Here is a 14,302-nt window from a genome sequence, read left to right on the forward strand (position 1 = left end):
CCTGTAAAACAGAGTCAGTTCAAAATTAAAGGGCAAGCCTCTTTTTTAAAACTGTCTATTTTACAGGGTCCATTTTAAAATGAACAGCTCTTTTTTATTCTGTTGCTGGTTCAGAAGGAGAGGGAGTTTCTGGCTCTCCTTCTGTTTGTTCAGCAGGTTGTGTTTCTTCATTCGGTTCCTCTGGCTTAGGAGGGGGTTCTACCTTTGGTTTTTCCTCAGCATAATCCCCAACTTTTACTATACTTGAAGGCACTGATTCATGGCCAGCTACGTCAACTGCAACTACATAATAAGCAGCAGGATTGCTACCAACGGTAACAGACAATGAATTTGAAGCTGGAACGCTTGCAACCTTTTTAAAGTTCGTTGAAAAATTAGCTGCAGCATAGACACGGTATCCAAGGATGTCGTTGTCTCCATTTGCTCTCCAACTAATTCTCGTTCCACTTGCTGATACCCCGCTTACTTGGCTAGGAGATGCACCGTTATCGGTAATTTCTTTTCCTTCAGTTACAACTAAATTACCCCATTTCACAGTGTTAGGTAACAGTCGTTTGAGATCACTAACATTACTAATATTGTGTTTATCGAGAATTTCTTTCTTCAACATAACACCTTCTTGAACAAACTCAGAAGGAGCTGTTGAAGGAACTTTATAAGCTCGATCTTTAACAAACACATATTTGCCTCTTGTTAAGCTGTCATCAACTTTAGTTGGAACATACTTTGCATTGAAAAGATCTGTTGTAACAAGACCAGCCTCTCGACATAAAGCAGAAGGTAGCTCACCGGTTAGAGCACAGTAAGAACGTCTAACAATTCCCCCTGGCATTTCAAAACGATTTTTCGGTGCAACTAATTCTGGATTTACTTCATAAGCAACATTCATCAATTTTGCCCATAACAGAATGTTTCTTTTGCTATATGACATTCCTTTATAATTTTGCTCTAGTGGTTTTGGTGTATCATAACCAATCCATGTTCCAAACGATACATTTGGGTTTGTGGCAACAAACCATGCATCTCTATAATCTTGACCAGTTCCTGTTTTTCCTGCCCAATCCGCACTAAATGAAAGATAACTATTTAGTGAAGCAGCTGTACCGCTTCTAATAACATCACGCATCATATCAAGAGTAAGGTAGGCAGTTTGAGCTGAAAATACTTCGTTTTCCACTTTTTCATGTTGGAAAATAACATCACCATTACTTGCTTCAATTTTTTCAATTAAATAAGCATCAACAAATTTACCTTGATTAGCAAAGGTTCCATATGCATTAACATTTTCCTCAACGGTTACACCCTTTGTCATAGCTCCTAAACTAAGTGAAGCAATTCCATAATCTTCTTCAGTTAGCGTACTAAAGCCCATCTTTTCCAAGTAAGATACTGGATTTTGATTCATAATCTCCATGTAGGTTTTAGCAGCTGGAACGTTGTAAGAGTATTTTAGTGCTGTTCTAGCACTAGTTAAGCCATGATAGCCTCCACCGTAGTTCTTTGGTTTCCATGATCCAGTCATCGGAACATCGGCAATAACTGTCCCAGGTTGAGATTTTCCGAGCTCCATAGAAGGAGCATAAACGAGCAATGGCTTCATCGTTGAACCATTTGGACGCAGGGCATCAGTTGCGTGATTTAGATTTTCTCGATTAAAGTCACGCCCACCAACAAAACTAATGATTTTTCCAGTGGTATTTTCAATTAAAACACCACCAACCTCAACAGGTTCTTGTACAGTAATGGTTTCTCCAGTATCCGGGTCTTTTACCTTTTCAGGCTTATCACTGCCGTAATACCCATACTCATCAACCACTTCTTGCATTTTATCGTAAATCTCTTTATTTATTGTTGTGTGAATTCGATATCCATTTTGTCTAAGGTCTTTATCTGCTAAAGTACGATATTGTGCCTGTAAGTCATCATCTTTTTTAATTTCTTCTTCTGTATATCCATCTTTTTCTGCAAGTTTGACCATAATTATGTCAATTGCACGATCTTCAACCTCATATGTTAAATATGGGTACCGTTCAATAGAAGAAGGCTTCTTTGGTGTTAAGTTCGCACGGATGTCATACGTAAGTGCCTCTTCATATTCTTCTTTTGTAATAAAGCCACCTGTATACATACGGCTTAGTACAGTTTTCATTCGATTAATACCAGGCTCAAGACTTTCCTTTACTGCCCCACCATCATTTGAGAATGGTGTATATCCGAATGGACTTTGTGGTAATCCAGCGATAAATGCAGCTTGTGGGATACTTAGATCCTTTGCTTCAACACCAAAAATTCCTTTGGCGGCTGCTTGAACACCTGCAATATTTTTTCCATTTGAATTACGACCAAAATCTGCTACATTTAAATAAGCTTCAATGATTTCATCTTTCTCAAAGAATTTTTCTAGTCGTAAAGCTAACAGAATTTCTTTTGCTTTTCTGTCAAAAGATACTTCATTTGTTAATATTTGATTTTTAATCAATTGTTGTGTGAGTGTACTTCCACCTGTTTGTACAGATGCATTTGTAAACTCCTGAAAAAGTGCGCGCATGATCGCTTTTGGAACGACACCATGATGTTCATAGAAAAGTTCGTCCTCTGTTGCAACAACAGCATTTATAACATGTTTTGAAACATTCTCCAGCTTTACTTCCTCTCGCTCGATATCGGCATTTAATTTACCTAAGTAGACGTTTTCATCGAAATAAATGAGAGAAGTTTCTTCATAGTTGTATATGTCATTTCTCATGTTTTCGTATGAACGAATGGGCTCGTCTTTTACAAGCGAAGCAAAATACCCGGCACCTACACCTCCTGCAAAGCATATACCAATAAGTCCTATAATAAGAAATAATAAAAGTAGATTTCCAATGACGTTATATGATATCCGGAGACCTTTGGCAATATCTTTGTTAAAAGGTGAGAAACGCCTTTGTTTTTCATCCTTTTTGCTCATATATGCATTCCCCCCAAATCTTATTTATTATAACATAATAAGATAAAAAATTTGTATGCTTTTGTCGTGAATGGAGATGATGGTTATTTAACCAGTTGACATTCTATTTCCTTTATGGTTAAAATTGCTTGTAATTAGTATATGGAATAGCAAAGATTGGATTCAGTAATGGGTATCTCACTGTTATAGAGAGCTGATGGTTGGTGTAAATCAGTACAAAGATTCTCCATGAATTACGTCCATGAGCTTCTTTTTTGAACAGGGATTAGTAACCTAAGTAGGAAAAGACGGTTTTTACCGTTATTTAACCGAGTGAGGATTATGAAAATAAATCCTAAGTAGGGTGGTACCGCGATACTTTCGCCCCTTCAGTGATGAAGGGGCTTTTTGGTGTTTACCTTACAATAAAATATAAAGGAGGACCAAAGATGAGTGATTTATTAAAGGACTTACAATTTAGAGGATTAGTTAATCAAGTAACAGATGAAGAGGGCTTGGCAAAAGCTTTGGAAGAAGGGGAGATTAGTCTTTATTCAGGGTTTGACCCAACAGCAGATAGCCTTCATATTGGTCATTTACTGCCAGTTTTAACTCTTCGTCGTTTTCAATTACATGGACATCATCCAATAGCTCTTGTTGGAGGAGCTACTGGACTAATCGGTGATCCTAGTGGTAAAAAAGCAGAGCGTACCTTAAACACCTCTGATATCGTTCAGAACTGGTCTGACCGAATTAAAGGTCAGCTTTCAAGATTTTTGGACTTTGAGTTAGATAAAAATCCGGCTGTAATCGTTAATAACTTTGATTGGATTGGCAGCTTAGATGTTATTTCATTCCTTCGTGATGTGGGGAAAAACTTCGGAATCAACTATATGCTTGCAAAAGATTCAGTGCAAACTCGTATTGAGTCTGGTATTTCATTTACCGAATTCAGTTACATGATTTTACAATCTTATGACTTTTTAAAGTTATACCAAAATAATAACTGTAAACTACAAATCGGTGGTAGTGATCAGTGGGGAAATATTACAGCAGGCTTAGAATTAATCCGTAAATCAGAGGAAGACTCTAAGGCTTTTGGATTAACCATTCCTTTAGTTACTAAGGCAGATGGAACGAAATTCGGTAAAACAGAAGGTGGAGCAATTTGGTTGGATGCCGAAAAAACATCACCTTACGAGTTCTATCAATTCTGGATTAATACGGATGATAGAGATGTTATTAAATACATTAAATACTTCACATTCCTTACTCAACAAGAGATTGAGGAGCTTGAAAACGAAGTGGCAAATGCTCCTGAAAAACGAGCGGCTCAAAAGGCTCTTGCCGAAGAAGTGACAAAAATGGTGCATGGTGAAGATTCTTTAAAACAAGCAATCAAGATTTCACAGGCTCTATTTAGTGGTGATATCAAAGAATTAACAAGTCAAGAGATTTTAGAAGGTTTTAAAGATGTTCCATCAACAGAAATGTCTTCAGAGGAAATAGGATTAATTGATTTGCTTATTGAAGCGAAAATTTCTCCATCGAAGCGCCAAGCTCGTGAGGATCTATCAAATGGTGCAATCTATATCAATGGTGAACGTGTTCAAGATTTAACGAAAGTTATTTCAGATGAAGATAAAATTGACGGGAAGTTTACTGTGATTCGCAGAGGGAAAAAGAAATACTTCCTTATCCGTTATACCGGATAAAGCGAGAAAGAGAATGAATCTAAGGATTTGTTCTCTTTTTTTCTTTCAAATGTTTATTAATCAAAATAAAAAACCTATACCAATTGGTATAGGTTTTTCCAAAACTATTAACGAGAGTAGAACTCAACGATAAGAGCTTCGTTAATTTCAGCAGGTAATTCAGAACGCTCAGGTAAGCGAGTGAAAGTACCTTCTAATTTATCTGCGTCGAAAGTTAGGTAGTCAGGTACGAAGTTGCTTACTTCGATTGCTTCCTTAACGATGTCAAGGTTGCGAGATTTTTCACGTAAAGTGATAGTTTGACCAGGTTTTAATTGGTAAGATGGGATATCAACACGTCCACCATCAACCATGATATGACCGTGGTTAACTAATTGACGAGCTTGACGGCGAGTACGAGCTAAACCTAAACGGTATACTACGTTATCAAGACGAGAATCAAGAAGAATCATGAAGTTCTCACCATGTTTACCAGCCATTTTACCAGCTTTATCAAATAAGTTACGGAATTGGCGCTCATTTACACCATACATGTGACGAAGCTTTTGCTTCTCTTGTAATTGTAATCCGTACTCAGAGATTTTTTTGCGTTGTCCTGGACCGTGTTGTCCTGGAGCATATGGACGCTTTTCTAATTCTTTACCTGTACCACTTAATGAAATACCTAAACGACGAGAGAGTTTCCAGCTTGAGCCTGTATAACGAGCCATGCTAACTCCTCCTTTATGTTTTTATTTTGCATAAAATAAAAACCAGACTGACTAACAATCATGCACATTTTATTTTCATGTATCCTCGCTCCAGCAGCATAGAGTTACTCGATACACCTCCTTATATAAAAAGGGGAATAAAATGAATTCACCATTGCACCATCAATAGGCTGCATATTTTATACACAACGAACATTATATGTTTTTCTATGTATAAAGTCAAGAACCTTTACATAAATATATAATTTTTTGAAATAATCATTAGTAAAGTATAAACAAATAAGTTCATTTCATTTCATTGGAAATAAAAATATTTACTCTACTATCTATAGAATTGATTTATGATATAATGTATGAGTAATTTGACTTAGTTTAAATTTGTAACTTTTAGTGTGGGTGATTTTATGGGAGAACAATTCGTGATAACTGCTACTAAATGCGCATTTTTTGAATTTATTAGCAAACATCATAATAAACGTTCATTATCTGACATTGTGGAAAAGCTTTCTGAAACTGTAAAAAGTGAGCTTTCAATTCGTCATGCTGTTTTTTATTTCTATAATAGTAGAGACGAGTTTTACACACAGTCTTCACCAATTGATGATACCCCATTTAATACGTTCATTCTCAAAAATGGAGAAGCCTATTACCATGGCGGTCAAGTTCTAATCCCAATTTTTCGTAAAGATAAACTAAAAGGGATCCTTCAATTAAAGGGCTTTGAAAATGAGTACTCACCAGCAGTTATGAATGAATTAGCAAAAACGTGTACATCCTTTTATGACCATTGTATGGAGTTAATACAAGTTACCGAAAATGAGCAGAAGTATGAAAAATTATTTCATTTAACAGAGCAATTTCATGCTTTTATGAATAAAGATGATGTTTTAGTAGAATTAATTACAACATTACAAGAAATGTATAATGAATTTATTTTCTATTTGTTCTTATCACACGATAATGAAAATAACTTGAATTTACCAATTAAAGATCTCGGATTTGATCATCAAGATGGAAATGAAATGGCTATGGAAGCCTTTGTAACAGGTAAAATACAGTTTTCATTTGATGAGAAGATTAATCAAACGATTTTATATACTCCATTAAAAGGTAAGCAAGGGGTATATGGTGTATTGCAAGTGGTCGTTAATCACGGGATAAACCTCGCAGATCAAGATAAAAACTTTATTATTATGCTTGCAAATGCAGCTGGTACCGCGATGGAAAATGCCCAATTATACGATCAATCAAAGAGATTAATTAAGGATTTACAACTTATTAATGAAACGTCCCATCGTTTAAATAAAAACTTACGATTGGTAGATACGATGACATATATGACATCAAGAATCATGGAATCTTTTGAAGCTGATGAGGTGGGCTTTTTCTATCAAAATCATCAAAATGAATTTCAAATTTTTCCAGGTAGTACTAAATTTTTTAATACGAATGAAGTGCATGTTTATATCGATTATATAAAAGGAAAACTTGAAAAGAATCTAGAAGGGCTATTTTTAGGTGATATAACACAATACCTGCCAGATGGCTCCTTTGCATCGGTTATGGCTGTACCAATGGTCCAAAGTGATACCCTTCGAGGCTGTGCAATTGTCCTTCACAAAAATTCTTATCATTTTTCTTTTGATATGTTTAAACTTCTTCAATCGTTAATTCATCATTCTACATTGGCTCTATCTAATTCCTTATTACGAGAAGAGTTAGAAACATTAGTTAAAACTGACCAATTAACACAATTGTACTCACGTAATTACATGAACAATTGTATAGAGAACTCAATGAAAGCTGATCGTCAAGGAACATTTTTATTAATTGATATTGATAATTTTAAGGGAGTTAATGATACATTCGGTCATCAAGTTGGAGACGAAGTTTTGGTTCAGGTTGCCAATATTATTAAAAGTAATAGTAGAGAGCATGATATTGGAGCAAGATGGGGTGGCGAGGAATTAGCTGTTTATCTGCCACAAGTTGACCTTGAAGCAGGAACCGCCATTGCCGAGAGAATTGTAAAAAAGGTAGCGGAAAATACAAATCCCTCAGTGACAATATCTTGTGGAGTATCCTATTGGATTGCTGAAAATGAACGTAATTATAATCAATTATTCAGCCGCGCTGATAAGGCATTATATGTTGCTAAAAACCTAGGGAAAAATCAAGTGATCGTTCAGGATGATATTCACTGATTAGCTCTTGGCAGGCTGTAGACAAACTCGATAAAAAACGGGCTTGCCTACAGTCTTTTATTTTGGATTAAGGTGAAGGTGACCGTTATAATAAATCCAGTCTCGCATGTTTTTTTTTAGAATGTGATAATCATCCATCTGCGTACTTTTTTAGGTAAAAAAGTACAAAAAAGGGGAAAATGAATACTTTTAAAACATCTTCCACTTTAAATATCTGTGTTAACTTAAGGAAAAGACAAAACCTACATATAAAAAATGACCATCAAACAGTGTCCTGATTTGATGGTCATTTTTTATTGTTGTGATAGTTTTAAATATATTGAACCAAAACATCTACAAAGTTTTCTAAAAACACTTGATCTTCTTCATTGAATCGATCTTTTATTGGGCTGTCAATATCCAGGACACCAATCACTTCACCGTCAATGATAAGAGGAACAACAATCTCTGAATTAGATGCTGCATCACATGCAATGTGTCCTGGGAACTGGTGAACATCTGCGATTCGCTCTGTTTTTTTATTAGCTGCGGCTGTACCACAAACACCTTTTCCAACAGGAATTCGAACGCATGCTGGTAATCCTTGGAAAGGTCCTAATACAAGTTGACCTTCCTTCATTAAATAAAATCCAACCCAATTGACATTATCTAAAAATTGATTTAGAAGAGACGAAGCATTTGCTAAGTTAGCGATACGATCTTCTTCTCCCTCTAGTAAAGCTTTTAATTGATTTATGACCAATGAATATTGATCGGACTTATTACCATCATATTTTTCGACATGAAACATCTAAATTACCTACCTTTTGATAAATTTCCTTGATGATGAAGAACTTTGTCGAGCGAATCATAAAGGATTTTGATACTAAATGATTGAAAATATTATATATGAATAGGAGGTGTAATGACTATGACTCAAACAAACTCCCGTGATACAAAACAAAAGATACTTGATGCTGCCATCTACTTATTTAACTCTAAGGGATTTACTGGTACCTCTGTAAGAGAGATAGCCAGTAGAGCCAATGTTAATGTTGCCCACATTTCATATTATTTTAAAGGAAAAGGTGGACTTCTTGAATATCTTGTATCACATTATTATGAAGGCTATCTTAAAATCATTGAAGAAAATTACTCACATACACAATATGGAAATACCCATGATGTGCTTAGTAAAATGATTTTAGATTTATTGCATTATCAGCATGAAAACCGTCAACTTTCTCGATTAGTTTATCGTGAAGTGACAGTAGACTCTGTTTTAAATCGTGAGGTGATGACAACCTATTTAACCAAAGAAAAATATTACATTAAGTCACTGTTAGAACAAGGGATCGAGGAAGGACATTTTCGAAAGGGATTTATCCCGCATTTAATCATCCAACTTAGAAGTCTATTGCATATGCCGTATTTACAGCCACAATATATGAGTGAAGTCCTTCATATTCAACCACACGAAGCATACTTTGTGCATCAGTATTATAAAGAGTTGAAATTATGGCTAAATTCGTTGTTAGTAGACAAGTTCTCACAAGATCGTAATCTACTTGCTATTCGATAACTGCTCAAAATATTTATAGTTCTTTCCAACATCCCTAGCACTGTGGGCATCCGATCCATAGATGAGAGGGATTTCTTGTTTTATTGCCATTTTTGCAATTTCATCATTAGGATAAATCTCACCACAATATTCTTTTCTTAATCCTGCTACATTATAATCTATTTCTAAGTTATTTTCTTTAATCGAAGTTAAAATATCAAGTATCCACTTTTTATTTGTGAAGGTTACAGGGAAAAGTTTTTGAAATTTGTTAACAAGCGTTATGTGCCCAATTCTTTTTGGTTTATATTTTCCTAAATCACTATTAATTGAATGGAGAACTTCATTGTAATAGGTTTCATGCAATACGTTTAATGAACCTGCTTCGAGAATCATCTCATTAAAGGTTTTATCGTCAAAATCCATACAATAATATTGATCTTTTATCTTTAAAAAGTGAACAGATAAAATACTATCATCTAAGTATTTTCCATACTCATTTAGAAAATCAGTTGTTTCTTTCTCATATTCTCTTATATAGTCAATTTCCAAACCGACCTTAATGGTAATGGTATTTTGATATCTTTCTTTTAATAAAAGGATACGTTCAAAATAATCGCCAAGTTCTTCAAGTTTCATGGCACTATCTTCTAGTGGTGTTGGATCTTTAAAGCCTTTTGGAAGTGGAGCGTGTTCAGTAAATGTTAGGCAGTTAAAACCCTCTTTTATAGCCTGTTTAATATATAACTCCAGTTCATCAGTTGACCCATGTGGACAAAATGGTGTGTGAACATGTCCATCCTTCTTGAGTAGCATATTTTCTCCCCCTTTTGCTGTAACAATAACAATTTATATTGTTATCAAGATACACGTTTCAGCCTGTTTCATAAAGATATAGATGCCCTTTCATCATAACTGGACAAATAATGTAAAAAATTTTAAATTTGTGGTCAAAAAATGTCGTTTACATGGTATCATAAATACATTGAATTAACATTAACAAAGTCTTAAAATATATATGGTTTTTTTGCGGATTTTTTACTAGATTGTTAATTGCATGTTAAAAAAGGAGACTCTAAAGAGAACAATACTAATTAACAACAATAAACATATTCAACATACGAAAAAATAAATAGATACTTAATAACGCTTATCAGCATGATGTTGAAAGATGTACATCATCCGGGAACTCTTCTTCCCTGTCATGAGGATTTTGTGTAGTACGAGGGGGCCAACTATGGAAGTTTTAATTGGAATTGTCCTTCTAATATGTATTATATTTGGTGCGGGATACATGTTTAGAAGAAAAATATATAAAGAGGTTGATCGTCTAGAGGCACGTAAGATTGAAATTATGAATCGCTCAATTATCGATGAGTTATCGAAAGTAAAAGAATTGAAGATGGTTGGACAAGCAGAAGAATTGTTTGAACAATGGAGAGCTGAGTGGGATGAAATTATTACATCTCAACTCCCTGAAGTAGAAGAGTTACTTTTTGATGCCGAGGACTTTGCTGATAAATATCGATTTAAAAAGTCGCAAGGAGTTTTACAACATATTGACCGTGTTCTTTTAACTGTAAATGAAAACATCGATAAGATTATTGAAGAAATTAATGAGCTTGTGACGAGTGAAGAGAAAAATACAGTTGAAGGTGAAGAAGTAAAAGATCAATATAAACGAGTTAAAAAGACCTTATTAGCTCATAGTCATCAGTTTGGTAAAGCACATCGTAAATTAGATGATACCTTAACTGAAATAACAGATTCCCTTAAACAATTTGATGCTGAAACCGAACAGGGAAATTATTTAGTAGCTAGAGAAGTGTTAGTTCAGCTAAAAATGGACCTTGATGTTCTACAAGAAAAAATGAATGAACTTCCTAAATTATTAACAGAATGCTCAGTGACAATTCCAAACTTAGTAAACGAACTAAAAGAAGGATACAAGGAAATGGTAGCATCAGGCTACTATTTAGAGCATATTCAATTAGATTTAGAAATTGAGAAGATAAACAATCAGCTAGAAAAGTTCAAAAAGAAACTAGAAGAAGCTGATCTCGATGATGTACAGGATGGCTTGCAATTCATTCAGGAATCTATTGACAATTTATATGATTTATTAGAAAAAGAAGTTGAGGCTAATCAGTTTGTAAAAAAAGTGAAGGATCAAATACATGACCAATTAGTCGAACTATCAGAACAAAAAGCAGCTACTGTTGAAGAAACAGAGCTTGTTAAACAGAGTTATCAACTATCAACGACTGAATTAGATAAACAAAAGCTAATTGAAAAACAAATTTTACAGGTTGAGAAGAAATTTGCTCATATTCAACAGAACTTATTAAATGACCAAGTAGCTCATTCCATCGTGAAAGAAGATCTTGAAGACATTGATAAACAAATTAAGCAGCTACTAGAAGAGCATAATCAATACCGTGAAATGCTTCAAACTCTTAGAAGTGATGAGCTCCAAGCAAGAGATAGTTTAAATCAATTAAAAAGACTACTTCTTGATACAACAAGATCGGTACAACAAAGTAATATACCGGGTCTGCCTGTTGAGTTTCTTGAACTAATAGAAAAGGCTAAACGGGATGTACTAAAGGTAACAACGAAATTGGATGAAATCCCACTTAATATGGTGATTGTTAATGAGTTACTATCAGAGGCTGTTCAATCAGTTAAGTCTTTAAAAGAAACTGGGGACGATCTCATAGAAGAGGTATACCTAGTAGAGCAAATCATCCAGTATGGAAATAGGTACCGAAGTCGTAATCAGCAACTGGCGACAAAATTTAAGCAAGCCGAAGAATTGTTTAGACATAATGATTATAATGAGGCATTAAACGTTGCAGCTGCAGCACTAGAACAAGTAGAACCTGGTTCTTTTGAAAAAATTCGGGAACTAATAAATGAACAAGATAAAACAATAACTTATAAGTAAAATGATAAGAGGAACCAAGTTTCGAAATAGTGGAACTTGTTTCTTCCTATCATTTTTTTATTTTAGAAATGCAAATGATTACCTAATTGTTGAATTGTTTTTCTTTGAAGTCTCAATATGTTATGATTACACATTGATAAAACTAATTATTTGAATCAATTATTATAAAATCAACTCATTTATAAAATGTAAATATAAACAAAGCAATTTGGAGGAAGCAAAATGTTGTATTTAGACAACAGTGCAACAACAAAACCATATGACGAAGTATTAGCAACTTATATGAAAGTTTCCAAAGATTACTTTGCAAATCCTTCTTCCATTCATAAGCTTGGTAGTGAAGCAGAAAGATTGTTAAGTCAATCAAGACAACAAGTGGCCGGACTGTTAGGAGTTATACCGGAAGAAATCATTTTTACTTCGGGTGGTACAGAAGGAAACAACCTTGCTATAAAAGGAGCAGCTTTTTCTAATAATCATAAAGGAAAACATCTTATAACATCTGCTATCGAGCATCCGTCAGTGTTGGAATCATTTAAACAACTAGAGCAGGTACATAACTTTAACGTGACATACCTTCCTGTTGATCAGAATGGTAGAGTTTCACCCGAAGATGTTAAGAAGGCGCTAAAAAAAGATACCATTTTGGTTTCTATTATGCATGTTCATAATGAGATTGGCACCATTCAACCAATTGAAGAAATTGGGCAAATGATAAAACAATCTTCAGATGCGCTTTTTCATGTTGATCATGTACAAGGAATAACAAAGGTTCCACTTGATTTTAATCAAGCTAAAATTGATATCTGTACAATCTCAGGACATAAATTTCATAGCTTAAATGGAACGGGTGTTTTATTCGTACGCAAAGGTGTAGAACTTGCCCCACTTTTTTCTGGAGGTGCACAAGAACTCAATGTTAGATCTGGAACAGAAAGTCTTGCTGGAAATGTGGCTTTGGCAAAGGCTCTAAGGCTGTCAACAGAAAAAGCAGGTAAACAACTAAAACAAGTAAAAGAAACTCGAGATAAACTTATGGTTGAATTATCAAAAATAGATGGTGTTGAGATAAATACTCCACGAAATCATTCTGCACCACATATACTCAATTTCTCAGTACCAGGCTTAAAAGCTGAAGTACTCATTCATTTTCTTGGAGAAAACAATATTTATGTTTCAACTACATCTGCATGTTCTTCAAGAGATAAAAAGATGAGCAAGGCTCTCTTAGCGATGGGGAAACATGATGGTATTGCCAAATCTGCAATAAGAGTCAGTTTGTCGCTGGATGATAATGAAGAAATCATTGAACCGTTTATTAAAATGCTATTAAAAGGTAAGGAAAAATTAACTAAGGTAATGAGGTAGGATAAATGGAATTTGATCACATATTAATTCGTTTTGGGGAAATATCTACTAAAGGGAGAAATCGAAGAAAGTTTGTTGACCGATTAAAAAGAAATATTAGAGAAGTTTTGATGGATTTTCCAAACTTAACGTATGAAGCGACAAGAGATCGACTCTATTTGCATTTAAATGGAGAAAAACACGAGGAAATAGTTGAAAAGCTTAAACTTATATTCGGAATTCAATCATTTAGTTTAGCGATTAAATGTAAAAGTGAGATATCACAAATTAAGGAGCGGGCATTAAAAGCGATCGAAAGTTTATACCAGCCTAATGATACTTTTAAAGTAACGGCTAAGAGGGCAGATAAGCAATTTCCTCTTGATACGAATGAGTTAAATTATCAAATAGGAAGTCACATTTTAGTTAATACAAATGACTTAACCGTTGATGTTAAAAATCCAAAGATTAATGTACGTGTTGAAGTGCGATCTGAAGCAACCTATATTACATGTTTTGACTATAAAGGAGCAGGTGGGTTACCAGTTGGATCTGGTGGAAAAGCGGTCCTTTTGCTATCAGGAGGTATAGATAGTCCTGTTGCTGGTTTTCTCTCACTAAAAAGAGGGGTGGAGCTTGAGGTTATTCATTTCTTCAGTCCACCATACACGAGTGACCGTGCTAAACAAAAAGTAATTGATTTAACAAGAGAGTTAACTTCCTATGGGGGGAAAATCACTTTACATATTGTGCCTTTTACAAAGATTCAAGAAAAAATTCAGGAGCAGGTTCCAGAAAATTATACAATGACGTCAACTCGAAGAATGATGCTAAAAATAGCAGACAAGCTTCGCGAAAAACAACAGGGCTTGGCGCTAATAACTGGAGAAAGCCTTGGTCAAGTGGC

10 protein-coding genes and 1 other annotated feature are annotated in these 14,302 nt (G+C 34.6%); of the genes, 6 read left to right on the forward strand and 4 right to left on the reverse strand.

Going from position 1 to position 14,302, the window contains the following annotated elements; all coding sequences use genetic code 11:
* Positions 1-94: 94 nt before the first annotated feature.
* Positions 95-2,953: a transglycosylase domain-containing protein gene (locus tag ACEWK1_RS24745; RefSeq protein ID WP_212136939.1), complete on the reverse strand. Its 2,859-nt coding sequence runs from the start codon at positions 2,951-2,953 to the stop codon at positions 95-97.
* A 143-nt stretch (positions 2,954-3,096) separates the two neighbouring features.
* Positions 3,097-3,324: a binding site (T-box leader), on the forward strand.
* 57 nt (positions 3,325-3,381) lie between these two features.
* Between ACEWK1_RS24745 and tyrS the strand changes: the two genes are divergently transcribed.
* A complete protein-coding gene (gene tyrS, locus ACEWK1_RS24750; protein ID WP_212136937.1) occupies positions 3,382-4,647 on the forward strand; it encodes a tyrosine--tRNA ligase in 1,266 nt (421 codons plus the stop codon).
* Positions 4,648-4,754: 107 nt separating this feature from the next.
* Here tyrS and rpsD read toward each other — a convergent pair whose 3' ends face one another.
* On the reverse strand, positions 4,755-5,357 hold the full coding sequence (rpsD, locus tag ACEWK1_RS24755; RefSeq protein ID WP_098794993.1) for a 30S ribosomal protein S4: 603 nt from the start codon (positions 5,355-5,357) through the stop codon (positions 4,755-4,757).
* A gap of 404 nt (positions 5,358-5,761) precedes the next feature.
* Here rpsD and ACEWK1_RS24760 point away from each other — a divergent pair, with 404 nt between their 5' ends.
* A complete protein-coding gene (locus ACEWK1_RS24760; protein WP_232273851.1) occupies positions 5,762-7,561 on the forward strand; it encodes a GGDEF domain-containing protein in 1,800 nt (599 codons plus the stop codon).
* 310 nt (positions 7,562-7,871) lie between these two features.
* On the opposite strand, the gene ACEWK1_RS24765 is transcribed toward ACEWK1_RS24760, so the two are convergent.
* Positions 7,872-8,351: a GAF domain-containing protein gene (locus ACEWK1_RS24765; protein WP_212136935.1), complete on the reverse strand. Its 480-nt coding sequence runs from the start codon at positions 8,349-8,351 to the stop codon at positions 7,872-7,874.
* Between the two features lie 120 nt (positions 8,352-8,471).
* Here ACEWK1_RS24765 and refZ point away from each other — a divergent pair, with 120 nt between their 5' ends.
* Complete coding sequence (gene refZ / locus ACEWK1_RS24770) at positions 8,472-9,122, forward strand: forespore capture DNA-binding protein RefZ (RefSeq protein WP_121663064.1); 651 nt, start codon at positions 8,472-8,474, stop codon at positions 9,120-9,122.
* Here refZ and hisJ read toward each other — a convergent pair.
* The gene (gene hisJ, locus ACEWK1_RS24775; protein WP_212136933.1) at positions 9,105-9,917 is read right to left on the reverse strand and encodes a histidinol-phosphatase HisJ; all 813 of its coding nucleotides are present in this window, start codon (positions 9,915-9,917) and stop codon (positions 9,105-9,107) included. The genes refZ and hisJ overlap by 18 nt on opposite strands.
* A 421-nt stretch (positions 9,918-10,338) precedes the next feature.
* Here hisJ and ezrA point away from each other — a divergent pair, with 421 nt between their 5' ends.
* From ezrA to thiI, 3 genes are all read left to right on the forward strand, one after another.
* Positions 10,339-12,048 (forward strand): septation ring formation regulator EzrA, encoded by a 1,710-nt coding sequence (gene ezrA / locus ACEWK1_RS24780; RefSeq protein WP_212136931.1) that lies wholly within the window; start codon positions 10,339-10,341, stop codon positions 12,046-12,048.
* A 222-nt stretch (positions 12,049-12,270) separates the two neighbouring features.
* Positions 12,271-13,416, forward strand: coding sequence for a cysteine desulfurase family protein (locus tag ACEWK1_RS24785; RefSeq protein ID WP_212136929.1), 1,146 nt, complete (start codon positions 12,271-12,273; stop codon positions 13,414-13,416).
* Between the two features lie 5 nt (positions 13,417-13,421).
* A partial coding sequence (gene thiI, locus ACEWK1_RS24790; protein WP_416636745.1) for a tRNA uracil 4-sulfurtransferase ThiI occupies positions 13,422-14,302 on the forward strand: 881 nt, incomplete at its 3' end.

The organism is Metabacillus sp. YM-086, assembly GCF_048059995.1.
GTDB lineage: Bacteria > Bacillota > Bacilli > Bacillales > Bacillaceae > Metabacillus > Metabacillus litoralis_B.